Here is a 23946-nt window from a genome sequence, read left to right as displayed (position 1 = left end):
CAATGCTCGGAAAATTGAGCTGGGACGTCATTCCGTTCGATCAGCCTCTGCCGATGATCGCCTCGGCGGTCGTCGCCCTGGCAATCCTCGGCGTGCTGGCCTGGGTCTTCCTGGCCGGCCATTTCCCCTATCTCTGGCGCGAATGGATCACCAGCGTCGATCACAAGCGGATTGGCGTCATGTACACGCTGCTGGCGCTGCTGATGCTGCTGCGCGGCTTCAGCGACGCCGTCATGATGCGGTCGCAGCAGGCCCTCGCCTTCCAGGCGCCCGGCTATCTGCCGCCCGACCACTTCAACCAGGTCTTTTCCGCCCACGGCACAATCATGATCTTTTTCGGGGCGATGCCGTTCGTCATCGGCCTGATGAACCTGGTCGTGCCGCTGCAGCTCGGCGTCCGAGACGTTGCCTTTCCGACGCTCAACTCGGTGAGTTTCTGGCTCACCGCCACCGGTGCGCTGCTGGTCAACATCTCGCTGGTGATCGGTGAATTCGCGCGTACCGGATGGCTGCCCTATCCGCCGCTCAGCGAGACCGCCTATTCGCCGGGCGTCGGCGTCGACTATTATCTGTGGGCCGTGCAGATAGCGGGCGTCGGAACGCTGCTCACCGGGATCAATTTCGTCACCACGATCCTGAAGATGCGGTCGCCCGGCATGAGTTACCTCAGGATGTCGATGTTCTGCTGGACCTCACTCGCCGCCAGCCTGCTCATCGTCGCCGCCTTCCCGATCCTCACCGCCACGCTCGCGATGCTGACGCTCGACCGCTATTTCGGCTTTCATTTCTTCACCAATGAAGCTGGCGGCAACATGCTGATGTTCGTGAACCTGATCTGGGCCTGGGGCCATCCCGAGGTCTACATCCTCGTCCTGCCGGCGTTCGGCATCTTCTCGGAGGTCATCTCCACCTTCTCCAGCAAGCCGCTGTTCGGCTACCGCTCGATGGTGGCCGCGACGCTCTTCATCTGCATCGTCTCCTTCATGGTGTGGCTGCACCACTTCTTCACGATGGGCGCCGGCGCCGACGTCAACGCCGCGTTCGGCATCGCCACCAGCATCATCGCTGTCGGTACCGGCGTGAAGATCTATAACTGGATGTTCACCATGTATGGCGGCCGCATCCGCTTCGCGACGCCAATGCTGTGGTCGCTGGGCTTTATGGTGACATTCGTTATCGGCGGCATGACGGGTGTGTTGCTGGCGGTGCCACCGGCCGATTTCCTGCTCCACAACAGCCTGTTCCTGGTGGCGCATTTCCACAACGTCATCATCGGCGGCGTGCTGTTCGGCGCCTTCGCGGGATATACCTACTGGTTTCCCAAGGCATTCGGCTTCCGGCTGCACGAGGGCTGGGGCAAGCTGGCCTTCTGGCTGACGCTGATTGGATTCTACGCCACCTTCGTACCGCTCTACGCTGTCGGCCTGCTCGGCATGACCCGCCGCATGCAGCATTTCGACGTGCCGGCATGGCATCCGTGGGTGCTGGTTGCCGGCGTCGGCATGTTGATCACCACCGCCGGCGTGGTCGCGCAGATCGTACAGCTCGTCGTCAGCATCCGGCAGCGCGCGGCGCTTCGCGACGCCACCGGAGATCCCTGGGACGGCCGCTCGCTGGAATGGGCCACGCCCTCGCCGCCGCCGGTATTCAACTTCGCCGCGCTTCCGCATGTCGAGGGCGAAGAGCCCTACTGGAGCATCAAGCAGCGGGCACGCGAGCAAAACCGGCTGCGCGACGAGCCTGACTACGAGCCGATCGAGATGCCCCGCAACAGTCCCACCGGGTTCATCTGCGCCTTCTTTGCGACCGTGATGGGCTTTGCTCTCATCTGGCACATCTGGTGGATGGTGGCGCTCGGCGCGCTCGGTGCTTTGGCCACCTTCGTCGTATTCGCGTGGCGCGACATCCCCGAATACGTCATTCCTGCCGCCGAAGTCGCCCGGATCGACCGCGCCAACCGAAGTGCGCGCCGCGAGGCGCTGGCCACTTACACGGGGCCAAGGCCATGACCGCGATCGACGTTCGAGAGCGTGACCCCTACCGCCTCCATGGCGGGCACGGCCATGCACCCGGCCACGGCGACGGCGGCCCGGCACCGATCCGGATCGTCGTGGGCTACGGCTTCTGGATCTTCCTTCTGAGCGACATCGTGATGTTCTCGGCCTTCTTCGCGGCCTATGCCGTGCTGGCGGGCAAGACGGCGGGCGGGCCGAGCGGGGCCGAGCTGTTCGACCTGCGCAACGTCGCGATCGAGACGGCCGCTTTGCTGTTGTCGAGCTTTACCTGCGGTCTCGCCAGCCTTGCCGTGACAGCGCGGCGAAGCTCCTGGTTCTATGTCGCGATGACTGTCACCTTCGTGCTCGGCGCCAGCTTCATCCTGCTCGAGTTGCGCGAGTTCGCGCATATGGTTGCCAGCGGTGCCGGACCGACGCGCAGCGCTTTCCTGTCGGCATTCTTCACGCTGGTGGGATGCCATGGCCTTCACGTGACGGCGGGGCTGCTGTGGCTGCTCACGATGATGGCGCAGATCTTCGCCAAGGGATTCCGCGACGATATTCTTCGGCGTTTCATGTGCTTCAGCCTGTTCTGGCACGCCCTCGACATCATCTGGGTCGCCCTGTTCACGGTGGTCTATCTCCTGGGAGCAAGTCGATGAGCAATGCGGACGATCGCCACGCGCAACGGCGCGACACCGATGGCCTGGAGCGCTACGACATCGATACGGCGCCGGGTGACGAATACCTCGGCGACACCGAGGTCGGATCCGGGCTACGCGGCTATGTGATCGGCCTCGGGCTGGCAACGCTGCTGACCATCGCCTCGTTCTGGTTGCCCGGAACCAACCTGATATGGGCACCCGGCATTCCGGTGGCGCTGGTCGTGCTGGCGATCGCCCAGATGGGCGTGCATCTCGTCTTCTTCCTGCACATCACGACGGGACCGGACAACACCAACAACGCCCTGGCGCTTGCCTTCGGCGTGCTGATCGTAGTTCTGGTGATCGGCGGCTCGATCTGGATCATGGCCAATCTCGACCACAATTTGATGCCGATGAATGCGATCATGAACATGAACCGCTAGCGATTTGAGGCGCAGCGCAGTGCCTCCAGCCCGGCCTTGCCCGCCGCTTCAGACGCGTTGCCGGATGACGGACCGGTATCAGCTGCGCTGGCTGGAGTTTTGATTTTTGCGATCCTGCGGCGATATCGCGCCTTTCGAGGCCTTTGAGCCGCCGCCCCACTCCTGGGCTTTCCGTGCCTGATCGCCTGCTTCCTTCGGTGCCTCGGCCTTGTCGCTGCCGCTGGCTTTCTTGCCGGATATGGGTTGGTCGACAGGGTTTGATTTGTTGTCCATCATGCTTCTCCGTTTGTGCCGAACCAGGCGACGGGGTGGCGTGGCGTCCTCAAGCCCGTTCGAACGTGCCGACGAGCTCGGCCTCTCCCACGACGTGCGGCTCGGCCTGTTTCAGCACGTCTTCGACGGCAGCCTTCTCGCCGAGATGAAGCGTCTCGGCGTCGAGTGCAAGAAGCCGGAAATGGTAATGGTGGAGCCCATGCCCAGGCGGCGGCTGGGGGCCGTCATAATGAGGATTGCCGAAATCGTTGACGCCGTGTCCGAGGCTCTCGGTCTTGGCGCCGGCGGTCGTGCCTTCGGGAAGAAAGTTGCGCTGTGCGTCGATGTCGTAGACCGCCCAATGACGGAACATGCCTGAAGGGGCGTCGGGGTCCTCGACGGCCAGGACGAAGCTTTTGGTTCGTTGCGGCGCGTCCGTCCACTCCAATGGCGGCGAGACGTTGCCGCCGTCGCGGGAATAGCGCGGCGGTATTTTTTCGCCATCGGCAAAGGCAGAGCTTTTGAGAGTGAAAGCCATGGTCTCCATCTCCCTGTCTGAGATTCCCTCATAAACAGCTACGAGCCGCCGAGTTCCGGTCGCCGCCCCGGTCAAACCCAGGGCTATCGCAGATGGAAAGCCGAGGCTTTCGCTCTACGACGTACCCCCACCCCTAACCCTCCCCACAAGGGGGAGGGAGACTTCCGTTGGCGCTGACCTCGGCAAATTTGCCTGCCTTTCGGCGCCAAAAGGGGAAGTAAGGGCATGCGGCAGCGTTCCCTCCCCCTTGTGGGACAGTCAAACCGGATTGCCGGCCGTTGGCCGGAACATTCGCCGAGGAAGCGGGTTTTTCGGTTCGGACGCATCGCCGCGGAAACGGCGATGGGCTCGGCAATGGACGAAGGGCGCGACATGACCGGGCTAAGCGGTAAGCAACCAAGCGGGGCGAAAGGTGTTGTGGTCGCATTCTCCGTGCCGGGCGGCGAGACAATCTATACCCACGAGCGGGAAACCGTCGCTGCCGTTGCGCGCACGATTGCGGCGTTGAAGGGCTTTGCCTTCCGCGAGGGCCTGAGTGACGGCGGCGGTGACGGTCGCCGACTGTATTTCGTGCCGGACGACAGCCTGCTTGCCGTCGATGCGCTCCAACTGGGCATAAACGGGCCGGAGGACCTCTTCGGCGGTGTGGTGCCCTGGCGCCTCGCAACCACCAAGGCCATAACCCACGAGCTGGTGGACAGGTCGGCGGCACGGCCAAAAGAATGGCCAGCCGGCTTCGGCAGAGCCGTCGGCGCTGCCGTACTGCCCGGCTATACCGCATTTTCACGCGATGACGCGCTGCGCGCAGCGGAACGTCTGCTGCAGCTAGGGCTGGTCCGGTTCAAGCCACCGCGCGCTTCGCGGGGCCGCGACCAGCACACCGCCGCGACCGTTGCCGACATCGAAAGGCTGCTGGAACGATATCCATCCTCCGACCTGAGGGAATACGGCCTTGTTCTCGAAACGGAGCTTCGCGACATCGTCACGCTGAGCATTGGCAGAACGGCGATCGACGGAACATCGGTCGCCTATTACGGCGTGCAGCGAATGACGGCCGACAATGCCGGACAGCCCGTTTACGGCGGATCCGATCTGGTCGTCGTGCGCGGCGGATGGGAGGCGCTGGACGGGCTGCAGCTTTCTCCGGCGCTAAGTTTGGCTGTGGCGCAGGCGAGGATCTACGACGCCGCGATGGATGGCTATCCCGGATTCTTTGCCTCACGGCGCAACTACGACATCGGCCAAGGTGTCGATTCCTCGGGCATCTGGCGATCGGGAGTGCTGGAAGCCAGTTGGCGGATCGGCGGCAGCAGCACGGCCGAGCTTGCGGCAATGGAGGCCATGACGCGTGACCCCGACGTGCAGATTGTGCATGTCTCCGCGGTCAAGCAGTTCGGCAACACCGCGCGGCTGCCGCTGAATGCAGAAATCCACTTCGACGGGGAGGACCCCGAGGAGGGCCAAATCACGCGTTACACCGTCGTCACCCAGGCGATCCGAGGGCCGGTCGGGGAAGCCGGCCGATCGTCGTTCTAACCATGTCAGGTTGAAGCCAAGCACGCCTCCGGCAGGGAACATCCGCCAATGGCCCGAGTTTGTTTCGGGCAGGCAGCAAGTCAGAGACCGGAGGAAAAAATGATCGAGATGATTGCCGCTCCCCAGAATGTCGCCGCCTTTCGTGTCACCGGCACCGTGACGGCGGACGACTACGACAAAGTCATCCCGGCAATCGAAGCGAAACTGAGCGACCACAAGGACATCGGCGTCCTGACCGATCTTGCCGATTTCGAGGACATGACGGCTGGCGCCTTGCGGCGCGACCTGCAGTATGGGCTGAGCAAACTTGGCGAGGTCCACCGCTTCAAACGTGCCGCCGTGATTTCCAACAAGCAGTGGATCAAGGCAGCCACGGAAATGACGGACGCGCTGTTTCCGCAAATCGAGGCGCGGGTGTTCCCGGAGGACGAAAAAGCCCAGGCCCTGAAATGGGTGGCAGGCGTACAATAGCGGTGTTGGGGAGTGCCATGCCGTTCGACAAACGACAGAATCCGGAAGGCCTCGGGGAGGTCTATGACAGCGAGAGCGACGAAGCCGTCGTGGTCGGCGGGTTGCCGCTTTCCGGTCTCGACGAAAGCGAAGCCGATGAAGCGATTGAAAAGCTCAATCGGGGCGATCTGACGTCGGACAACATCCCCGAGACGGTTCGGTCAGGGTGGCCTCCGACCAAGGACGGTTTGTGATGACAGCCTGACGGACGTCACCGAGGACCGGTCGCGGATCTACGACGAGGCCTTGACCCCGAGCTTGCGGGCTTTGTCCTCAAATTCGTCGCGAATATCCTCGATCGTCGGCAGATGCAGGCGCCGCAGCTGGGCGTGCAACTTTTTGGCGGCATCTGAGGTCAGGTCGCGCTTGAAATTGGTCGCGACCTCCTCGGCCGAGCCGTAATGGCGATAGCGCTCGATCTCGGTCTTCGTGGCTTGCTGGACGTGCTCGAGCGTCTTGCGTTCGGCATCGGATTTTCCGTCTGGTTTGGCCCGCATGACCGGATTGAACGCTTTGCTGATAACGAATTCGACCAGTTCCTGCTGGGCGTGAGCCATGATTGTTCTCCCTCGAAGAAGGGCTGTCCGAGCCTAGAACGGTTCATCGGGGGAAACGCTGAACCGATCTCTCTTGTTTTGACACAATTCCGAACGGAAAACCGTTTCACACTTTTCCTGGAATTGCTCTAACCGCGGCGGCAATTGAAGGTTCCCTGGCTTGGGATTTCATTGCCGCTGGAGGTCAAGGGCGAAGATCACAGCCGCGCCTTGGTGGTGCGCGGCGTTGCCAGGAGCAGGCTTGTTTCGCTGCCGGTAATTCCGGGAATCAGCCGGATACGTCTCAGCACCGCATCGAACTCGCTCAGCGTCTGGGTTCCGAGTTCTATCACCAGGTCCCACCGGCCATTGGTGGTGTGGATGGTCGAGACCTCGGAGAAGCCGCCCAGCGCCCGGATGACGCGATCGGCGGCATGGCCCTCGATCTCGATCATCATGATGCCACGCACCCGCTGATCGACCGCGTCGGCGCGTAGAATGACGGTGTAGCCGACGATGACGCCGTCTCTTTCAAGTCGCTCGATCCGGGACCTTACCGTTGCCCGGGAGACACCCAGGCTAATGGCAAGGTCGGAAATGCTGCGCCGGGCGTCGTGCCGCAAAGAGGTGATGATCTGCTCATCGAGACGGTCCATGTTTGCTCACAACGGAAGTAGATCGTGCCACAATGGTAGGGCACTTCAACAAATTTGCCAATTTGACATGTTCATTCTGCCAGCGATGCCCGCTTCAATAAAGCCATCGTAATTCGGTGGGTATGACAAATGCATTGCACGATCGTTGGGGCGCCGATCCAGGCCGGCTCAGGCCGCATGGGCTGCGAGATGGGGCCGAGCGCGCTTCGCACGGCCGGTCTGGCCGGCGCGCTGACCGAGCTTGGCCATACGCTGACCGACCTCGGAACGATTGTCCCTGCCGATATGCGCCCTGTCGTACACGGCAACGCGGCGGTGAAGGCGCTGCCGGAAATCGCCGCCTGGACGGCAGCGATCAGCGAAACTGCCTATGCCGCAAGCGCCGATGCGATGCCGATCTTTCTCGGCGGCGACCACAGCATTTCGGCCGGCACGCTCGCCGGCATAGCCCGCCGCGCGGCGAATGCCGGTCGGCCGCTCTTCGTGCTGTGGCTCGACGCCCACCCCGATTTTCATACGCTCGACACGACGACCAGCGGCAATCTGCATGGCGTGCCGCTGGCCTATGCAAGCGGGCAGCCCGGCTTCGAGGGCTATTTCCCCCGGCTTGCAGCACAGGTGGAGCCGGCTTGCATATGCGCGCTGGGGATCCGCAGCGTGGACCTGGCGGAACGGGATGCATTGCGCAGAGCCGGCGTGACGGTCCACGACATGCGTTCGATCGACGAGCACGGCATAGCGCAACTGCTTCGCGCCTTTCTCGAACGGGTGAGCGCCGCCAATGGCATGCTCCATGTCAGCCTCGACGTCGATTTTCTCGACCCGTCGATCGCCCCGGCGGTGGGCACCACCGTTCCCGGCGGCGCCACCTTCCGCGAGGCGCATCTGGCGATGGAAATGCTGCATGACAGCGGCCTCGTCACCAGTCTCGACCTGGTCGAGCTCAACCCATTTCTTGACGAGCGCGGCCGCACCGCCACGCTTTTGGTTGACCTGACCGCAAGCCTGATGGGCCGGCGGATCATGGACCGCCCGACGAGGGGGTTCTGAGCCATGACCGCCAATTTGAACATCGTCCCGTTCGTCAGCGTCGACCGCATGATGAAGCTGGTGCTTGCCATCGGCATCGAGCGCTTTCTGGTCGAGCTTGCCGCCTATATCGAAGAGGATTTCAGGCGCTGGGAGCTGTTCGACAAGACGCCGCGCGTCGCCTCGCACAGCATTGACGGCGTCATCGAGCTGATGCCGACCAGCGACGGGCAGCTTTACGGCTTCAAATATGTCAACGGGCATCCGAAGAACACGCGTGACGGCCGCCAGACCGTGACCGCTTTCGGCGTGCTTGCCGATGTCGGCAACGGCTATCCGATGCTGCTTTCGGAAATGACCATCCTAACGGCGCTCAGAACCGCCGCAAGCTCGGCGGTCGCGGCGAAATACCTCGCTCCAGAGGCCGCCAGGTGCATGGCGATCATCGGCAATGGCGCGCAATCGGAATTCCAGGCCATTGCCTTCAAGGCGCTGCTTGGCGTCGACAGGCTGCGTCTCTACGATATCGACCCGGCGGCCTCGACGAAATGCATGAAGAACCTTGCCGGCATGGGTTTCGACATCAAGCTCTGCGCGTCGGCGCAGGAAGCCGTTGAAGGTGCAGAGATCATCACCACGGTTACCGCCGACAAGCGGTCGGCAACAATCCTGACCGACAACATGGTGGGATCCGGCGTGCACATCAATGCGGTAGGCGGCGATTGCCCGGGCAAGACCGAGCTGCATCGCGACATTCTGCTGCGCTCGGATATTTTCGTCGAATACCCGCCGCAGACGCGCATCGAAGGCGAGAGCCAGCAGCTCGATGCGGATCATCCGGTCACCGAATTGTGGCAGGTGATGACAGGAAAGGCAGCAGGCCGGACGGACGCCCGACAGATCACATTGTTTGATTCCGTCGGCTTTGCGATCGAGGATTTTTCCGCGTTGCGTTACGTTCGCGATCAGCTTCAGCGGACCGGCCTTTACGAGGAACTAGACCTTCTGGCCGATCCCGATGAGCCGCGTGACCTGTTTGGCATGCTGCTGCGCGCCGAAAAAGCGACCGGGCTGGCGGCCGCCGGCAGCTGAGCTGCGATCCTGTCGGTCAGTCCTTCTTTTCCTGATACAGGCGCTCGGTGGCGCGCTCGCTTTCCCTGCGCTCCGCCGGGCCGCGACGGCGCTGCGTGAGCAGGGCGTAGGCGATCAGGATTGCCAGCAGCAGTGGACCGCCTGCAACAACGAGCAACCACAAACTATTCCCAGACATCGACCGTCTCCTTTCCCTCACAACCGGGAAGGACCCGAACCGTTCCTCCGTCTTGTTGGGAGTCGTCAGCGGGGCGCGGTGCAATTCAGGATTTTATGCCTCGGTCAGGACGTTGCACGCCTTGTCTGCACTCAGGATGTCCTTATCTAGACTCTTATCCTTCGATCACATGCACTCTCTGCGAAGTGAAGGGAACCACAAGGGCTTTCTGACATTTGGTTGTTCAAGAGACAAACGTGCAGCCACACCGGCTCCGGGGCTAGGAATACCATGCGTGAGAATCAATCCGACGTCTTCGATCTGTTTTCCGAGGTTTACAAGAATGCGGCTCAGGAGGAGATAAGCCTCCAGCAATATCTGCTTGCCTGCCGCGAGGACAAGTCGATGTACGCCTCGGCACCCGAACGGATGGTCGAGGCGATCGGCGAGCCGACCTTTGTCGATACCAGCAAGGACGAGCGGCTCGGCCGTATTTTTTCGAACCGGACGATCAAGATCTATCCAACCTTCGCCGACTTTTACGGCATGGAGGATACGATCGAGCGTATCGCCGGTTATTTCCGCTATGCCTCGCAAGGGCTCGAGGAACGCAAGCAGATCCTCTATCTGCTTGGCCCGGTCGGCGGCGGCAAGTCCTCGCTTGCGGAGCAGCTGAAAAGGCTGATGGAGCAGCGTCCGATCTATACGCTGAAGGTCGGCGGCCAGGTCAGCCCGGTCTTCGAATCGCCGCTCGGGCTGTTCGACCCCGACCGCATGGGCGACCTTTTGGAGGACAAATACGGCATCGCCCGACGGCGGCTGAACGGCCTGATCTCGCCCTGGGCGGCCAAGCGCCTCGACGAATTGTCCGGCGACATCTCCAAATTCAGCGTCGTCAAGCTGATGCCGTCCAGGCTGCGCCAGATCGGCATTGCCAAGACCGAGCCGGGCGACGAGAACAACCAGGACGTTTCGGCCCTGGTCGGCAAGGTCGACATCAGGCAGCTGGAAAACTTCAGCCAGTCCGATCCGGACGCCTACTCCTATAGCGGCGGGCTGAACCGGACGACGCAAGGGCTGCTCGAATTCGTCGAGATGTTCAAGGCGCCAATCAAGGTGCTGCATCCGCTGCTGACCGCCACCCAGGAAGGCAGCTACAACGGCACCGAGAATTTCGGCGCTTTCCCCTATCAGGGCATCATCGTTGCCCATTCCAACGAATCGGAATGGCTGCAGTTCAAGAACAACAAGAACAACGAGGCGTTCCTCGACCGCATCCTGGTGGTCAAGGTGCCGTATTGCCTGCGCGTCACCGAAGAGCGGCAGATCTACGAGAAGCTGTTGCGCGAAAGCGAATTGGCTAACAGCCCCTGCGCTCCGGAAGTGCTCGATATCCTCAGCCGGTTCACCGTCTCGACCCGCCTGGCCGAACACGACAATTCGCCGCTCTACACCAAGATGCGCGTCTATGACGGCGAGAACCTCAAGGAAACCGATCCCAAGGCGAAGTCGGTCCAGGAATACCGAAACGCCGCCGGCGTCGACGAAGGCATGACCGGCGTCAGCACCCGCTTCGCCTTCAAGATCCTGTCGCAGACCTTCAATTACGACACCGAAGAGGTGGCGGCCGATCCGGTGCATCTGATGTACATCCTTGAAGAGGCGATCAAGCGCGAGCAGTTCCCGAAGGAGACCGAGGCGGACTATCTCGATTTCATAAAGTCGGAGCTGGCCACCCGTTATGCCGAGTTCATCGGCCACGAGATCCAGAAGGCCTATCTGGAATCCTACAGCGAATACGGCCAGAACCTGTTCGACCGCTATATCGCCTACGCCGATGCCTGGATCGAGGATCAGGACTACAAGGATACCGATACCGGCCAGATCCTCAATCGCGAGGTCTTGGATAACGAATTGTCGCAGGTCGAAAAGCCGGCCGGCATCGCCAATCCCAAGGACTTCCGCAACGAAGTGGTGAAGTTCACGCTGCGCGCGCGGGCCAGAAACCATGGCCGCAACCCGTCATGGACAAGCTATGAGAAGCTGCGCGAAGTCATCGAGAAGCGGATGTTCGGGCAGGTCGAGGACCTGCTGCCAGTGATCAGCTTCGGCTCCAAGCAGGACAGCGTGACGGAGAAGCGGCATACCGAATTCGTGCAGCGGATGATCCAGCGCGGCTACACCGAGCGCCAGGTCCGCCGGCTGGTGGACTGGTACATGCGGGTGAACAAGGCGGGTTGAAGCCAGCCCGGGGTAACATATGCCGATCTTCATTGATCGCCGACTGAACCCGAAGGACAAAAGCCTCGGCAATCGGCAGCGTTTCCTGCGGCGGGCGCGCGAAGAGTTGAAGCGCACCATCCGCGATCAGATCCGCGCCGGCAAGATCGCCGACGTGGACGCCGAGCATGCCGTTTCGATGCCGGCGCGGGGTACCGGCGAGCCGAGCTTCAATGATGCCAGGAACAGCGGCAGCCGCCAGCACGTCCTGCCCGGCAACAAGCATTTCACCCCAGGCGACCGGCTGCCCAAGCCTGGCCAGGGCGGCGGCATGGGATCAGCCCCGGGAAGAACCGAATCGGAGGACGATTTCCGTTTCGTGCTGTCGCGCGAAGAGGTTCTCGACCTCTTTTTCGAAGACCTCGAACTGCCGGACATGGTCAAGCTCAACCTCAAGGAGATCCTCGCTTTCAAGCCGCGCCGGGCCGGCTTCGCCGCGACCGGCTCGCCGACCAACATCAATGTCGGGCGCACGATGCGCAACAGCCATGGCCGCCGCATAGCACTCAGGCGCCCGAAGCAGGAGGAACTCGACGCAATCGCGCAGGAGATCACGTCGCTGGAGGCGAAGCCGCAGAACGCCGAGATGCGCCAGCGCATCGTGGCGCTGCAGGAAGAGCTTGAGCGACTGGAGCGCCGCCGCAAGCGAATCGCCTATGTCGACCCGGTCGACATCCGCTTCAACCGCTTCGACGCCCAGCCGGTGCCGAATGCCAATGCGGTGATGTTCTGCCTGATGGACGTGTCCGGCTCGATGGGCGAACGCGAGAAGGATCTGGCCAAGCGCTTCTTCGTGCTGCTGCACCTGTTCCTGAAACGGCGCTACGACCGGACCGAGGTGGTCTTCATCCGCCACACGCACGAGGCGCAGGAGGTGGACGAGGAGACCTTTTTCTACAACACCCAGAGCGGCGGCACGGTGGTTTCCACGGCGCTCGAGGAGATGCACCGCATCGTCGAGCAGCGCTATCCCAGCCGCGAATGGAACATCTATGTCGCCCAGGCCTCGGACGGCGACAATTTCGTCACCGATTCGGAGCGCTGCATCACCCTGCTCGACGAACAGATCATGCGGCTTTGCCAGTATTTTGCCTACGTCGAGATCCTCGACGAGCGCGAGAGCCACATCTTCGGCGCCACCGACAACGGCACGTCGCTGTGGCGTGCCTACAGTGCGGTCAAGCTGAGGTGGTCGAACTTCCAGATGAGCCGCATCGCCACGGCGGCCGACATCTACCCGGTTTTCCGCCAGCTCTTCGCCAGACAGCCGGGTTATCAAAAGAGCGGTGAAAGAGGGGGCTGATGGCGAGCAGATCCGGGTTGTTGTTTTCCGGTTCCGACTGGGATTTCAGGACGCTGTCGCGCGCCTACGAGACCATCGAGGCGATCGCCACCGAAGAGCTCCACCTCGACGTCTATCCGGTACAGATGGAGATAATCTCGTCCGAACAGATGCTCGACGCCTATTCCTCGGTCGGCATGCCGCTGATGTACCGGCACTGGTCCTTCGGCAAGCACTACCTCTACCAGGAATTGCTGTATCGCAAAGGCGGACGGGGGCTTGCCTATGAACTCGTCATCAATTCCAATCCCTGCATCGTCTATCTGATGGAAGAAAACACCATGGCCTTGCAGGCCCTGGTGACGGCGCACGCGGCACTCGGCCATAACCATTTCTTCAAGAACAATTATCTGTTCCAGCAGTGGACGGACGCCAGCGCCATCCTCAGTTATCTCGACTTCGCCAAGGGTTACATTGCCCGCTGCGAGGAGCGGCATGGCGTCGATGCGGTGGAAGAGATCCTCGATGCCGCACATGCGCTGATGGAGCAGGGCGTGTTCAGATATCACCGGCCGCCGAAGCTGTCGTCGGAAAAGCAGCGCGAGGGCGTTCGCGAGCGCCTGGAATACGAGGAGCGTTCCTACAATGACCTATGGCGCACGCTGCCGCCTTCGAAGGACGGCGCCAAGCCCCGCGAGACGGACATCATGGCGGAACGCAAGAAATCGCTCAAGCTGCCCGAGGAAAACCTGCTTTATTTCCTGGAGAAGAACAGCCTGATCCTGGAACCCTGGCAGCGTGAGGTCATCCGGATTGTCCGCGTCATCGCGCAGTATTTCTATCCGCAGCGCCAAACGCAGGTGATGAACGAGGGCTGCGCCACCTTCGTGCATTACACGCTGATGAACCTTTTGTTCGACCGCGGCCTGATCGGCGAAGGTGCCATGCTGGAGATCCTGCGCAACCATTCGAATGTGATCTTCCAGCCGGGCTTCGACGATCCGCGCTTTTCCGGTATCAACCCTTACGCGCTGGGCCTCGACATGATGCAGGACATCCAGCGCATCTCGACCGCGCCGACCGCCGAGGACCGCGACTGGTTTCCCGATATCGCCGGCAATGGCGACTGGCGCCAGACCCTGCTGGACGCCTGGGCCAACCATCGCGACGAGTCCTTCATCCGCCAGTATCTGAGCCCTACCCTGATCCGGAAATGGCGGTTCTTTGTGCTTGCCGATGCGGCCAACGATCCGCACTACGAAGTCGCCTCGATACACAATGAGCGCGGCTACGAGAGCATCCGCGCCGCACTCGCCCACAGCTACGATATCGGCGCCAGCCGGCCGGACATCCAGGTGGTGGACGTGGACCTGCTCGGCGACCGGCATCTGCGCCTGCAGCATAAGGTCAAGGACGGCATAGTGCTGGAAGGCGGCAGCCGCGACGCCACACTGCGGCATATCCGCAAGCTCTGGGGCTACGAGGTCAGCATGGTCGCGGTCGACGCGCAGACCGGCGCCACAGTCCACGAACGGTCGACCAGCCAGATCGGGGAATGACCGAACCGGACTTGCCGGCGAAGTCGGGTGTCGTTGCCTTTACCGGATCACCAACCACCCTATCTACGCGCGCACCACGAGGGCATGGTCGGGAGCAGGAACATGCGCGCATTGACGATCGCCACGCTTCTGCTGGTCGCCGTCTCGATGGCGCTCTCGCTCGCGCACGCTCTGGAATTGCCCGGCAAGTTGCGCCTCAAGGAGGCCACCTACAGATCAGTGCAGGCGATCTACTATCCCGGCTTCACGATCGGCGGGTTCGCCGAGATCGGCGGCATCATTGCACTCGCCGTCCTGCTTTACTTGACGCCCTATCCAAGCGCCCGATTCTGGTGGACCTTGGCGGCGCTTGTCTTCCTGCTGGCGGAGCACGCGACCTATTGGTTGGTCACGCACCCCGTCAATAATTTCTGGGTGCAAGACACTGCCCTGCCGAAATCCGCCGCGACGTTCTTTTCAATGTTCTCTCGAAAGCAGACCGGCGACTGGAGAGATTTGCGCAACGTCTGGGAGGCTTCGCATGTCGCCAGGGCAGGCCTGGCGATGCTGAGCCTCGTCTCAATTGCTGTCGCCGCGACATTTTTTGCCGAATAGCTCCAGGGATCAAGACGGCGCCCTCGTCCGCCAATTTTGCGGCCACGAACGCTGCATCCGTCAGATCAGGGAACGGAGCCGGCGCCGTATTGTCTTAACGTCAAGCGATCCGGCCGTTCAGCGGTCGGCGCGATGCTTGTTGTGGGCGCTTTCCTGGTGCTCGCCGCGGATGATGTTGCGATCGTCGGGATCGGCAATATCCTTCGGGTCCGATCTGAGCTCGGCACCGCGCCGGAACGCCTCGCGCTCTTGCCTGGTCTTTTTCAAATCCGCTTCCGCGTCGAAATCCTTGCCGGCGTTTTTGGTGTTCTCGCGCTCTTCGATGATGCGCAATTGCTGCTCATGAGTCTTTTTTCCGGCCATCGGTGACCTCCTTCTTTTGATTTTCCGCTTTCCCAGGGTCCAAATTCGCTACAGCCCGAAAGGATAGGTCTCGGGAAGGCCTGTCCCCGCATGTTCCGGCCCAAGCGGCGTCACGGCACTGGTTTCATCGAACCAGACGAAAGCATCGAACTGGCGGGCGAGCGAGGCGTCCGCATAATGGCTGTGGAGCTCGGTTTCGGGCCGGTAGATGACGCCGATAAAGCGTTCCAGCCGGCGCTCCAGAAGCCGTTCGCGCAGCGTATCGTCGCGCTCGAAGTCGAGCAGGAAAGGCGAGACGCCGCTGTCGTGGCAAAGCCGCTCATAGCTGTCGTTGTGGGAGGGCCGAACCGGTTTCACTTCCATGTCGCCGTCCCAGTCGGTGGCGGCGGCCACCGTCCCGGAATGCGTACTGAGCCCGATCAAGGCAACCTCGTCGCCAAAACGCTGGCGGCAGAGCTGGCCGATATTCAGTTCGTCCCTGACGATCCCCATTTCGATATAGCGGGCATCGCCGATATGGGAATTATGTGCCCACACCACCGCCTTGGCATTCGGGCCGCGGGCCTGCAGCAGGTGCTCCAGCGTTTCGAACATGTGGGTGTCGCGCAGGTTCCAGGACTGCGCGCCGCCATAATACATGGTGCGGTAATAACGCTCGGCGGAGGCGACCAGGCGGGCGTTCTGGGTGGCGTCGAGGAAATCGATACCGTCCTGCTGCGCATAGTCGAGCTCTCTGGAAAGCAGTTCCCGGCATTGCTCGAGCACGGCCTTCTCGCATTTCTGGTAACCGGAAGTGAGTGCGACACGGCCATAGGTGGCCGGGTCGTTCTGCCACGGCGTCAGGCAGCCATAGCGTTCGCGCGCGATCCTCGCCGCCTGCGGATCGACCCGGTCGAGATATTGCAGGACCGCCGCAATCGATCCGCCCATATTGTAGATGTCTAGGCCATAGAATCCGGCCCGCCGGGAGGATTTGCTGATCCGCTCATTACGCACTCGCATCCAGTCGACGAACGCCGCGACGTCGGTGTTGCGCCACATCCAGGTGGGAAAGCGCTGGAAGGGCGGCGCGGCGCCTGGCCGCGGCGGCCGATGGCGGACGTAACGGTCGATCGCCGCGGCATCGGGCCAGTCGGCCTCGACCGCGACGATGGTGAAGCCATGCTTCTCGATCAGCCTGCGAGTGATCGCGGCGCGCGCACGGTAGAACTCCGACGTGCCGTGGCTGGCTTCGCCGAGCAAGACGACGCGGCGGTCGGCAAACCGGTCGAACAGCGCACCGAAGGCCGGATCGTCGAAATCCGGAAGCGGTTCGGCGGCGGCCGCTATCATCCGCGGCAGGCTGCTTCTGCGCTGATGCCGGTGCGGAAGATCGGCCGCTATCTGGCTGTCGCTGCCTGGCTCGCCCCAGCCTTGCTCGCCGATCAGCGGAACAAACCGCACGCCGCCGAAATCCTCTTCGGTGTAGGTTGCGGCGCCGGTACGGGTGACCTTGAGCAGGCGCTGCGAGTCGAATTCATCGCCGACCGGGATGACAAGCCGACCAGCGACGTCGAGCTGTTCCTGCAGGGCGAGCGGTGCGCCGGGTCCGGCGGCCGCAACCAGGATCGCATCGAAGGGTGCCGCCTCTGGCCAGCCCTTGGTGCCATCGCCGGTGCGGACTTCGATATTGTCGTAGCCGAGCTTTTTGAACCGTTGCCTCGCCGTTTCGGCCAACGCGGCGTGGCGCTCGATCGTGTAGACGCGTTCGACGATACGGCTCATCACGGCAGCCGCATAGCCTGATCCGGTGCCGACCTCGAGGACGTGGTCACCGGCTCCGACCTCCGCCATTTCGATCATGAACGCAACGATATAGGGCTGCGATATCGTCTGACCTTCGGCGATCGGCAGCGGCCCGTCCTCATAGGCGAATTCTTCGAAACCAGGCTCGACGAAAGCCTCGCGCGGGACCTCGCGCATCGCCTGAAGGACATTGCGGTCGCGAATGCCACGGCGGCTCAGGTGGATATCGACCATTTGGTTGCGGGCATGGGAGAGATCGAGCATCTTTCTGCTCCTCCTAGGGCTTCCGCTGCAATCGCCCAAGCTGCTCAACGGCACTTCGGCCGGCTCATATCTCAGGGCCTCGGCGGTCCCCTTGGATTCAAGCAATGCGGTGCATCTTCCTAACCGTTGGCAAGCCCCGAGGTTCCCCAAAAGACCGACTCGCTTTTGTCTGGCGAGGCGCGTTGCAGGATCGACAAGCGGGCGCCGGCCGCGCCGCCCAAACTTATTTCGAGGCAAATCCTTTCTCCGACGCGACGCCACTCCAGATAACGACGGACGAGTGTATTCCGGAGGCATTTCCATGAACGACGAGGCCCGCACCGCTGCGCATACGACCGGCCTTGACCAGATCGATCTGATGGACCGCTACTGGCGCGCCGCGAACTACATCTCGGTTGGCCAGATCTATCTGCTCGACAATCCGCTCTTGCGCGAGCCCTTGCGGCCCGAGCACATCAAGCCGCGGCTGCTCGGCCATTGGGGCACGACGCCGGGCCTCAATTTCATCTATGTGCATCTGAACCGGATTATCCGTGAACGTGGTCTCGATGTCCTGTTCATCTGCGGTCCGGGTCACGGCGGCCCGGCAATGGTCGCGAACACCTGGCTCGAGGGCACCTACAGCGAGATCTATCCCGAGGTCGGCAGGGGCGAAGACGGCCTGCGAAAGCTGTTCCGGCAGTTCTCGTTTCCCGGCGGAGTGCCGAGCCACGCGGCTCCGGAGACGCCCGGCTCGATCCACGAAGGCGGAGAACTCGGCTATGCGCTGGTCCATGCCTTCGGCGCCGCCTTCGACAATCCGAACCTTGTCGTTGCCTGCGTCGTCGGCGACGGCGAGGCCGAGACCGGCCCGCTCGCCGCGGCCTGGCATTCCAACAAGTTCCTGAACCCGGCATCCGATGGTGCCGTCCTGCCGATCCTGCATCTCAACGGCTACAAAATCGCCAGCCCGACGATCCTCGGCCGCATGGAAGACGAGGCGTTGCGCAGCCTGTTCCTCGGCTATGGCTACGAAACCTTTTTTGTCGAAGGTCATGAACCTGCCGCGATGCATCGCGAGATGGCCCGCACGCTCGATACGGTGCTCGACCGGATCCACTCCATCCAGGAGCCGGCACGAGCCGCGGGCTGGAAGGGAGACCGGCCGCTGTGGCCGATGATCGTGCTGCGCAGCCCAAAGGGCTGGACCGGGCCGAAAGAGGTCGACGGCAGACGAGTCGAGGATTTCTGGCGTTCGCACCAGGTGCCGGTGTCGAATGCACGCGGCGATGCGGCGCACCGCCAGATCCTGGAAGACTGGATGCGCAGTTACGAGCCGGAAAAACTGTTCGACAAAGGCGGCCATCTCCTGGCGGAGCTCGCTGCGCTTGCGCCAACAGGACCAAGACGAATGGGCGCAATCCCCTACGCCAATGGCGGCCTGCTGAAACAAGACCTGGTGCTTCCCGACTGGAAAGGCCTGGCGCTCGACGTACAGCGTCCGGGCGGTGCTGTCGGAGAGGCGACGCGGACCGTCGGAAGCTATCTTCGCGATGTGATCCGCTTGAACGCCGATGCCAGGAATTTCCGGCTGATGGGACCGGACGAGACGTCCTCCAACCGCCTCGACGACGTGTTCGAGGTTACGGACCGGGTCTGGATGGAGCGGATCGAGCCCTACGACGTCCATCTTTCCCGTGACGGTCGCGTCATGGAAGTGCTCAGCGAGCATCTTTGCCAAGGCTGGCTGGAGGGCTATCTGCTGACCGGCCGCCATGGCCTGTTCTCGTGCTACGAGGCGTTCGTCCACATCGTCGATTCCATGGTCAACCAGCATGCCAAATGGCTGAAGACCTCCGGCGAGCTTGCCTGGCGCAAGCCGATCGCCTCACTCAACTACCTGCTGACCTCGCATGTCTGGCGGCAGGATCATAACGGCTTCAGCCATCAGGACCCGGGCTTTGCCGATTTCGTCGCCAACAAGAAGGCCGACACGGTCAGGCTCTATTTCCCGCCCGACGCCAACACGCTGCTGTGGATCACCGACCATTGCCTGAAAACCTATAACCGCATCAACGTCATCGTCGCCGGCAAGCAGCCGGCGCCGCAATGGCTGTCGGCCGAGGACGCGGAAGCGCACTGCCAGGCCGGCGCCGGCATCTGGGAATGGGCCGGGACGGTTGCCAAGGGCGAAGAACCGGACGTGGTCCTGGCTTGCGCCGGCGACGTGCCGACACTGGAGACGCTTGCCGCAGCCGACATCCTGCGCTCGGGCATTCCGGACCTGAAGATCCGCGTCGTCAATGTCGTCGACCTGATGATCTTGCAGTCGAATTCCGAGCATCCGCATGGCTTTGCCGACGACAGATTCGACGCACTGTTCACCAGGGCCAAGCCGGTCATCTTCGCCTATCACGGCTACCCCTATCTCATTCACCGTCTGACCTACCGGCGCGCCAATCACGACAACATGCATGTGCACGGCTTTCGCGAGGAAGGCACGACGACGACGCCGTTCGACATGGTCGTGCTCAACCGGCTCGACCGCTATCATCTGGCACTCGCTGCGATCGCGCGCGTGCCGGGGCTGGCCGAGCGGGCGAAGGAGCTTGCCGCGGCGCTGCATGGGAAATTGGCTGAGCATACGGCCTATGTCCGCGAACATGGCGAGGACATGCCCGAGATCCAGAAATGGTCCTGGCCACAGGACGGCGCGACGAGGGCCGGCGATTGATGCGACGATCGATCCTTGCGTTGAATACCGGCTCGTCCAGCATCAAGTTCGGACTTTACGACCTTGCAGCGTCCGCCGAGCCGGATCTTGCCTCGCGCGGTTCGCTGGATCTGGGCGATGCGCCAAGGCTGACCGCGAAAGCCGCCGATGGCGAGCTGCAGTGCGATCGGCCACTTGCCGCGGACGCATCACGCGACATGGGCATCGGCCAGATGCTGCAGTGGATCGAGAACGAACTTGGCGGAAGGAAACTCATCGCCGCCGGCCATCGCATCGTCCATGGCGGACGCGAGTTCGTCGAACCTGTCCGCCTGACGCCGACAATTATCGAGGCTCTCGATAGGCTGACCCCGCTTGCGCCATTGCACCAGCCACGCAGCCTCGCACCAATCCGGGCGCTTGCCGCGCTGCGGCCCGACCTGCCGCAGGTCGGATGCTTCGACACGGCCTTCCATCGGACCATCGAGCCTCTGGTCAGCCGTTTTGCGCTGCCGCGCCGCTACGAGGCGGACGGCATCCACCGCTACGGCTTTCACGGGCTTTCCTACGAATATGTTGCCGGCCGGCTCAAGCAGATATCGCCCGATCTGGCGGCGAAAAGAACCATCGTCGCCCATCTCGGCAACGGGGCGAGCCTGTGCGCCATGCGCGACGGGCGAAGCGTCGATACGACGATGGGCTTTTCGGCGCTTGATGGCCTGGTCATGGGCACACGCTGCGGCGCCATCGATCCGGGCGTGCTTTTGTACCTGCTACTGGAAAGAGGCCTTTCGGGACAGGCGCTGCAAGACATGCTCTATGAGGAATCCGGCCTGCTCGGCGTGTCCGGCATTTCCGGCGACATGCGCACGCTGGAGGCCAGCGACGACCGCCGGGCCCGCGAAGCGGTGGAGCTTTTCGCCTTCCGCGCCGCCAGGGAAGTTGCCGCCCTCGCCAACACGCTGGGTGGCCTCGAATGCCTGGTGTTCACCGGCGGCATCGGCGAGCACTCTGCCCGGGCCCGCAAAGCGATTTGCGGCAGGCTTGGCTGGCTCGGCGTGGCGATCGACGAGGCCGCCAACAGCTCTCATGCCGCGCTGATGAGCCAGGCGGAGAGCAAAGTGGAAGTCCGCGTCGTGGCGACCGACGAGGAAGGTGTGATCGCCCGCCACACGCGCAAGGTGATGGAGGGGCCCGGCTGAGGCGGATGGCCTCGGCTCAGCTCGAATGGCTCTGCTCGACCAGATGGTATTTGTACCGGTCGCGAATATGCGCGTTGAAGAACCGGCCCTTCGACGAGGCTTTGCGGAATGCCGCGTGGACCTGCGGCGGCACGTCCTCGTAATCATAGCGGTTTCCGCTCGGGACGAACCATACGGAGAGTACCCTCGTCGCCGGCTGGTAATCGATGCTTCTGATCGCAGTTGAAGGCATTCTCAACAGGTCCAATCCACGCCGTCGTGTGAATAACCCTGCACGGAGAGCGAGGTTCCTTCCTGCCGGAGCAGCCTTGCCGCTACGGGCCGGCTTCACCAAATACGGTTGATGCCACCGCTCAAGACATCGGCTGCAGCCCGCCAGGGCGATCTCTTTGCCGCCGCCGACGACCTGCCGGAAGGATTCCGCTACCAGCCCGAAGTGATCACGCCGGACGAGGAGGCAGCGTTGGCGAGCCAGCTCGCAACCCTGCCTTTTCAGCCCTTCGACTTCTATGGCCATCTGGCAAACCGGCGGGTCGTCGGTTTTGGGCTGCGTTATGACTACGACCGGCGCGAAGTCGTCGAGGCGCCGCCAATACCCGGCTTTCTGCTGCCGCTCAGGGAAAAGGTTGCAGCCTTTGCCCGCTTGCCCGCCGAAACCTTCGTGCAGGTGCTGATCAATGAGTACCGGCCGGGCGCCGGTATCGGCTGGCACCGCGACAAGCCTCATTTCGAGGCGGTCGCCGGCGTTTCGCTGCTGGCCGCCTGCAGCTTCCGCCTGCGCCGGAAAAACGGCACGCGATGGGACCGCAAGACGGTCACCGTCGATCCAAGATCGGCCTATCTGATGACGGGTGCTGCGCGCAACGAATGGGAGCACAGCATTCCGCCGGTTGCCGAGCACCGCTATTCGATCACGTTGCGCACGCTGCGGCCGCAACGCGCTTAAAGCAGAGCGGGAGCAAGCCCGAGCACTGCCCTTAAGAACTGGGCTGAAACAAATTCATCCGTCGCCATGCCGACCGGCAAAGTCCGCCAGCATGGCGCGCTGGCCTTTCAGGATCTTGAGGTTGGCTTCAGGCAGGGAGAACCAGCCCGCTCTGTCGACTTCGGCGAATTCCTTCATCGAGCCGGACCTCGGCGGCCATTCCATGACGAAGGTGTTGCTGTTTATGGCGTCGCTGTCGAAGTCCGCTTCGACGCACCATGCGGTGACGAGCTTGCCGCCCGGCTGCCGGTAGCTGCCAAGGCGTTCGAAAACTCCATCGATGGCGACGCCGAGTTCCTCTTCGGCCTCGCGTTTTGCCGCCGCCAGCTCGTCCTCGTTCTCGTCGACCAAGCCCTTCGGGATCGACCATGCGCCGTCGTCCTTCTTCGCCCAGAATGGGCCGCCAGGATGCACCAGCAAGACCTGGAGACGGCCTTCGCTTCGGCGATAAATCAGCAACCCTGCGCTGCGTTGGGCCATTCCGCTATTCCCCCCGCTATTCCCCTGACGAAAATGACACAAACGTCCGGGCCGGCATGTGGAGCAGCCTGCGGAACGATTTCCGTGCGCAGCCGTTCCGTCCGTTCGACAAATGAGTGATCGACATGGCGACGCCGCGAGCTGCCTGGAAGGGCTTTATGAAAGTCGGATCGGTTTCCTGTGGCGTCAAGATCATCGGCGCCGTCAGCGAGGCCGAGAAAGTGCATTTCAGGATCCTGAACCGCAAGGACGGTCTCCCGGTCAAGAGCGCTTATATCGACGAGGAGACCGGCGACACGGTCGAGGCGGCGGAGCAGGTAAAAGGCTATGAGGTCGAAAAGGGCGAGTTCATCCATATAGAGCCGGACGAAATCAAGAAACTGAAGATGGTATCGCAGCATACGCTCGAGATCGGCGAGTTCGTGCCCGCCGCCGAAATCGACGCACGCTACCTCGAAAAACCCTATTATCTGGTTCCGGCCGACGCGCCCTCCACGGAGGCTTTCGCGGTGATCCGGGACGCCATGGCCAGGAAGAAAGTGGCAGCCCGCTCCTGCGTCGTGCTGTACCAGCGTGGCCGAGAGGTGCTGATCCAGCCGCTTGGCAAGGGCATGGTAATGACGGAACTACGCAACCACAATGAAGTGGTCGCGGCGGACGCGGTGTTCGAAGGGCTGAAGGCTCGCAAGGTCGATCCCGAGATGCTGGAAATCGCGCAACTGCTGATCGACAAGAAGCCGGCCAAATTCGACCCGTCGAAGTTCGACGATACTTATGAAAAGGCGCTGGTTGCAATGATCGAGGCCAAGCGCAAGGGCAAGAAACCGCCCAAGCCGGCACCTGAGCCCAAGACGAACGTCATCAATCTCGCCGATGTTCTGCGCAAAAGCCTGGCGCAGGAAGGGGGCAAGGCTCCCAGCAAAAAGCCGAGAGCGGCCCCGAAACGCAAATCAGCCTGAATGTCCGAAAGCGGATCGAACGGAACCGAAAACGCTCGCGCGCATTTAGATGACGTAGCAATCCGTCGGCAAGCCAAGCGGAGCGGGGGACTGGTGGACGTCGTTGAACTAAGG

Annotated in this window: 25 protein-coding genes; 16 read left to right on the top strand and 9 right to left on the bottom strand. The window is 62.3% G+C overall.

Annotation, left to right across the window (positions count from 1 at the left end; translation table 11 throughout):
• Positions 1-2: 2 nt before the first annotated feature.
• The 3 genes from cyoB to cyoD are packed head-to-tail and all read left to right on the top strand — an operon-like array spanning position 3 to position 3081.
• Entirely contained in the window at positions 3-2009 is a 2007-nt protein-coding gene (cyoB, locus tag NKH28_RS16190; RefSeq protein WP_352746732.1) for a cytochrome o ubiquinol oxidase subunit I, read from the top strand.
• Complete coding sequence (cyoC, locus tag NKH28_RS16185) at positions 2006-2656, top strand: cytochrome o ubiquinol oxidase subunit III (RefSeq protein ID WP_352615133.1); 651 nt, start codon at positions 2006-2008, stop codon at positions 2654-2656. Before cyoB ends, cyoC begins: the two co-directional genes overlap by 4 nt.
• Positions 2653-3081, top strand: a complete 429-nt coding sequence (cyoD, locus tag NKH28_RS16180) for a cytochrome o ubiquinol oxidase subunit IV (RefSeq protein WP_352473039.1) — start codon at positions 2653-2655, stop codon at positions 3079-3081. Before cyoC ends, cyoD begins: the two co-directional genes overlap by 4 nt.
• A 78-nt stretch (positions 3082-3159) precedes the next feature.
• On the opposite strand, the gene NKH28_RS16175 is transcribed toward cyoD, so the two are convergent.
• Both NKH28_RS16175 and NKH28_RS16170 read right to left on the bottom strand, forming a co-directional pair.
• Complete coding sequence (locus tag NKH28_RS16175) at positions 3160-3357, bottom strand: hypothetical protein (protein ID WP_352615135.1); 198 nt, start codon at positions 3355-3357, stop codon at positions 3160-3162.
• Positions 3358-3403: 46 nt separating this feature from the next.
• Entirely contained in the window at positions 3404-3871 is a 468-nt protein-coding gene (locus NKH28_RS16170) for a YbhB/YbcL family Raf kinase inhibitor-like protein (protein ID WP_352615137.1), read from the bottom strand.
• Between the two features lie 342 nt (positions 3872-4213).
• On the opposite strand from NKH28_RS16170, the gene NKH28_RS16165 reads away from it, so the two are divergent.
• The 3 genes from NKH28_RS16165 (at position 4214) to NKH28_RS16155 (ending at position 6111) form a co-directional block, all read left to right on the top strand.
• The gene (locus NKH28_RS16165; protein WP_352979618.1) at positions 4214-5407 is read left to right on the top strand and encodes a DUF3182 family protein; all 1194 of its coding nucleotides are present in this window, start codon (positions 4214-4216) and stop codon (positions 5405-5407) included.
• Between the two features lie 99 nt (positions 5408-5506).
• A complete protein-coding gene (locus NKH28_RS16160; protein WP_352539879.1) occupies positions 5507-5878 on the top strand; it encodes a SpoIIAA family protein in 372 nt (123 codons plus the stop codon).
• A gap of 17 nt (positions 5879-5895) precedes the next feature.
• On the top strand, positions 5896-6111 hold the full coding sequence (locus tag NKH28_RS16155; RefSeq protein ID WP_352979616.1) for a hypothetical protein: 216 nt from the start codon (positions 5896-5898) through the stop codon (positions 6109-6111).
• Between the two features lie 39 nt (positions 6112-6150).
• On the opposite strand, the gene NKH28_RS16150 is transcribed toward NKH28_RS16155, so the two are convergent.
• Both NKH28_RS16150 and NKH28_RS16145 read right to left on the bottom strand, forming a co-directional pair.
• Positions 6151-6474 carry a hypothetical protein gene (locus NKH28_RS16150; RefSeq protein ID WP_352979614.1) on the bottom strand — a complete coding sequence of 108 codons (324 nt, stop codon included), beginning with the start codon at positions 6472-6474 and terminating at the stop codon, positions 6151-6153.
• A 197-nt stretch (positions 6475-6671) separates the two neighbouring features.
• A complete protein-coding gene (locus NKH28_RS16145) occupies positions 6672-7109 on the bottom strand; it encodes an Lrp/AsnC family transcriptional regulator (RefSeq protein ID WP_352473046.1) in 438 nt (145 codons plus the stop codon).
• 129 nt (positions 7110-7238) lie between these two features.
• Here NKH28_RS16145 and rocF point away from each other — a divergent pair, with 129 nt between their 5' ends.
• A complete protein-coding gene (rocF, locus tag NKH28_RS16140; protein ID WP_352473047.1) occupies positions 7239-8159 on the top strand; it encodes an arginase in 921 nt (306 codons plus the stop codon).
• A gap of 3 nt (positions 8160-8162) precedes the next feature.
• On the top strand, positions 8163-9230 hold the full coding sequence (gene ocd / locus NKH28_RS16135) for an ornithine cyclodeaminase (protein ID WP_352539877.1): 1068 nt from the start codon (positions 8163-8165) through the stop codon (positions 9228-9230).
• 16 nt (positions 9231-9246) lie between these two features.
• Here ocd and NKH28_RS16130 read toward each other — a convergent pair whose 3' ends face one another.
• A complete protein-coding gene (locus NKH28_RS16130) occupies positions 9247-9408 on the bottom strand; it encodes a hypothetical protein (protein WP_292655465.1) in 162 nt (53 codons plus the stop codon).
• 270 nt (positions 9409-9678) lie between these two features.
• On the opposite strand from NKH28_RS16130, the gene NKH28_RS16125 reads away from it, so the two are divergent.
• The 4 genes from NKH28_RS16125 (at position 9679) to NKH28_RS16110 (ending at position 15102) form a co-directional block, all read left to right on the top strand.
• Positions 9679-11628, top strand: coding sequence for a PrkA family serine protein kinase (locus tag NKH28_RS16125; RefSeq protein WP_352449545.1), 1950 nt, complete (start codon positions 9679-9681; stop codon positions 11626-11628).
• Between the two features lie 19 nt (positions 11629-11647).
• The gene (locus NKH28_RS16120; protein ID WP_352539876.1) at positions 11648-12970 is read left to right on the top strand and encodes a YeaH/YhbH family protein; all 1323 of its coding nucleotides are present in this window, start codon (positions 11648-11650) and stop codon (positions 12968-12970) included.
• Complete coding sequence (locus NKH28_RS16115; protein WP_352473050.1) at positions 12970-14508, top strand: SpoVR family protein; 1539 nt, start codon at positions 12970-12972, stop codon at positions 14506-14508. The genes NKH28_RS16120 and NKH28_RS16115 overlap by 1 nt, the downstream gene beginning before the upstream one ends.
• A gap of 102 nt (positions 14509-14610) precedes the next feature.
• Complete coding sequence (locus NKH28_RS16110) at positions 14611-15102, top strand: DUF1772 domain-containing protein (protein WP_352539874.1); 492 nt, start codon at positions 14611-14613, stop codon at positions 15100-15102.
• 117 nt (positions 15103-15219) lie between these two features.
• Here the strand turns inward: NKH28_RS16110 and NKH28_RS16105 are convergent, their stop codons facing one another.
• Both NKH28_RS16105 and NKH28_RS16100 read right to left on the bottom strand, forming a co-directional pair.
• Positions 15220-15465 (bottom strand): hypothetical protein, encoded by a 246-nt coding sequence (locus NKH28_RS16105; protein ID WP_023720508.1) that lies wholly within the window; start codon positions 15463-15465, stop codon positions 15220-15222.
• Positions 15466-15513: 48 nt separating this feature from the next.
• Positions 15514-17514 carry a protein-L-isoaspartate(D-aspartate) O-methyltransferase gene (locus NKH28_RS16100; RefSeq protein ID WP_352979611.1) on the bottom strand — a complete coding sequence of 667 codons (2001 nt, stop codon included), beginning with the start codon at positions 17512-17514 and terminating at the stop codon, positions 15514-15516.
• Between the two features lie 301 nt (positions 17515-17815).
• On the opposite strand from NKH28_RS16100, the gene NKH28_RS16095 reads away from it, so the two are divergent.
• The gene (locus NKH28_RS16095; RefSeq protein WP_352979609.1) at positions 17816-20227 is read left to right on the top strand and encodes a phosphoketolase family protein; all 2412 of its coding nucleotides are present in this window, start codon (positions 17816-17818) and stop codon (positions 20225-20227) included.
• On the top strand, positions 20227-21408 hold the full coding sequence (locus tag NKH28_RS16090) for an acetate/propionate family kinase (protein ID WP_352979607.1): 1182 nt from the start codon (positions 20227-20229) through the stop codon (positions 21406-21408). The genes NKH28_RS16095 and NKH28_RS16090 overlap by 1 nt, the downstream gene beginning before the upstream one ends.
• A 16-nt stretch (positions 21409-21424) precedes the next feature.
• Here the strand turns inward: NKH28_RS16090 and NKH28_RS16085 are convergent, their stop codons facing one another.
• Positions 21425-21640, bottom strand: coding sequence for a KTSC domain-containing protein (locus NKH28_RS16085; protein ID WP_352473055.1), 216 nt, complete (start codon positions 21638-21640; stop codon positions 21425-21427).
• Positions 21641-21751: 111 nt separating this feature from the next.
• Here NKH28_RS16085 and NKH28_RS16080 point away from each other — a divergent pair, with 111 nt between their 5' ends.
• Positions 21752-22354 carry an alpha-ketoglutarate-dependent dioxygenase AlkB gene (locus tag NKH28_RS16080; protein WP_352979605.1) on the top strand — a complete coding sequence of 201 codons (603 nt, stop codon included), beginning with the start codon at positions 21752-21754 and terminating at the stop codon, positions 22352-22354.
• Between the two features lie 54 nt (positions 22355-22408).
• On the opposite strand, the gene NKH28_RS16075 is transcribed toward NKH28_RS16080, so the two are convergent.
• Positions 22409-22873 carry an NUDIX hydrolase gene (locus tag NKH28_RS16075; RefSeq protein WP_352979603.1) on the bottom strand — a complete coding sequence of 155 codons (465 nt, stop codon included), beginning with the start codon at positions 22871-22873 and terminating at the stop codon, positions 22409-22411.
• A gap of 125 nt (positions 22874-22998) precedes the next feature.
• On the opposite strand from NKH28_RS16075, the gene ku reads away from it, so the two are divergent.
• Positions 22999-23832, top strand: coding sequence for a non-homologous end joining protein Ku (ku, locus tag NKH28_RS16070; protein ID WP_352979601.1), 834 nt, complete (start codon positions 22999-23001; stop codon positions 23830-23832).
• Positions 23833-23946: the final 114 nt, after the last annotated feature.

The organism is Mesorhizobium sp. M1227 (genome assembly GCF_040318315.1).
In the GTDB taxonomy this organism is placed as follows: domain Bacteria; phylum Pseudomonadota; class Alphaproteobacteria; order Rhizobiales; family Rhizobiaceae; genus Mesorhizobium.
This window is presented reverse-complemented; position numbering and strand designations above follow the sequence as displayed.

Coding starts and splice junctions, on each gene's coding strand:
- cyoB (WP_352746732.1), top strand. CDS start 3: ATGCTCGGAAAATTGAGCTGGGACGTCATTCCGTTCGATCAGCCTCTG.
- cyoC (WP_352615133.1), top strand. CDS start 2,006: ATGACCGCGATCGACGTTCGAGAGCGTGACCCCTACCGCCTCCATGGC.
- cyoD (WP_352473039.1), top strand. CDS start 2,653: ATGAGCAATGCGGACGATCGCCACGCGCAACGGCGCGACACCGATGGC.
- NKH28_RS16175 (WP_352615135.1), bottom strand. CDS start 3,357: ATGATGGACAACAAATCAAACCCTGTCGACCAACCCATATCCGGCAAG.
- NKH28_RS16170 (WP_352615137.1), bottom strand. CDS start 3,871: ATGGCTTTCACTCTCAAAAGCTCTGCCTTTGCCGATGGCGAAAAAATA.
- NKH28_RS16165 (WP_352979618.1), top strand. CDS start 4,214: ATGGGCTCGGCAATGGACGAAGGGCGCGACATGACCGGGCTAAGCGGT.
- NKH28_RS16160 (WP_352539879.1), top strand. CDS start 5,507: ATGATCGAGATGATTGCCGCTCCCCAGAATGTCGCCGCCTTTCGTGTC.
- NKH28_RS16155 (WP_352979616.1), top strand. CDS start 5,896: ATGCCGTTCGACAAACGACAGAATCCGGAAGGCCTCGGGGAGGTCTAT.
- NKH28_RS16150 (WP_352979614.1), bottom strand. CDS start 6,474: ATGGCTCACGCCCAGCAGGAACTGGTCGAATTCGTTATCAGCAAAGCG.
- NKH28_RS16145 (WP_352473046.1), bottom strand. CDS start 7,109: ATGGACCGTCTCGATGAGCAGATCATCACCTCTTTGCGGCACGACGCC.
- rocF (WP_352473047.1), top strand. CDS start 7,239: ATGCATTGCACGATCGTTGGGGCGCCGATCCAGGCCGGCTCAGGCCGC.
- ocd (WP_352539877.1), top strand. CDS start 8,163: ATGACCGCCAATTTGAACATCGTCCCGTTCGTCAGCGTCGACCGCATG.
- NKH28_RS16130 (WP_292655465.1), bottom strand. CDS start 9,408: ATGTCTGGGAATAGTTTGTGGTTGCTCGTTGTTGCAGGCGGTCCACTG.
- NKH28_RS16125 (WP_352449545.1), top strand. CDS start 9,679: ATGCGTGAGAATCAATCCGACGTCTTCGATCTGTTTTCCGAGGTTTAC.
- NKH28_RS16120 (WP_352539876.1), top strand. CDS start 11,648: ATGCCGATCTTCATTGATCGCCGACTGAACCCGAAGGACAAAAGCCTC.
- NKH28_RS16115 (WP_352473050.1), top strand. CDS start 12,970: ATGGCGAGCAGATCCGGGTTGTTGTTTTCCGGTTCCGACTGGGATTTC.
- NKH28_RS16110 (WP_352539874.1), top strand. CDS start 14,611: ATGCGCGCATTGACGATCGCCACGCTTCTGCTGGTCGCCGTCTCGATG.
- NKH28_RS16105 (WP_023720508.1), bottom strand. CDS start 15,465: ATGGCCGGAAAAAAGACTCATGAGCAGCAATTGCGCATCATCGAAGAG.
- NKH28_RS16100 (WP_352979611.1), bottom strand. CDS start 17,514: ATGCTCGATCTCTCCCATGCCCGCAACCAAATGGTCGATATCCACCTG.
- NKH28_RS16095 (WP_352979609.1), top strand. CDS start 17,816: ATGAACGACGAGGCCCGCACCGCTGCGCATACGACCGGCCTTGACCAG.
- NKH28_RS16090 (WP_352979607.1), top strand. CDS start 20,227: ATGCGACGATCGATCCTTGCGTTGAATACCGGCTCGTCCAGCATCAAG.
- NKH28_RS16085 (WP_352473055.1), bottom strand. CDS start 21,640: ATGCCTTCAACTGCGATCAGAAGCATCGATTACCAGCCGGCGACGAGG.
- NKH28_RS16080 (WP_352979605.1), top strand. CDS start 21,752: ATGCCACCGCTCAAGACATCGGCTGCAGCCCGCCAGGGCGATCTCTTT.
- NKH28_RS16075 (WP_352979603.1), bottom strand. CDS start 22,873: ATGGCCCAACGCAGCGCAGGGTTGCTGATTTATCGCCGAAGCGAAGGC.
- ku (WP_352979601.1), top strand. CDS start 22,999: ATGGCGACGCCGCGAGCTGCCTGGAAGGGCTTTATGAAAGTCGGATCG.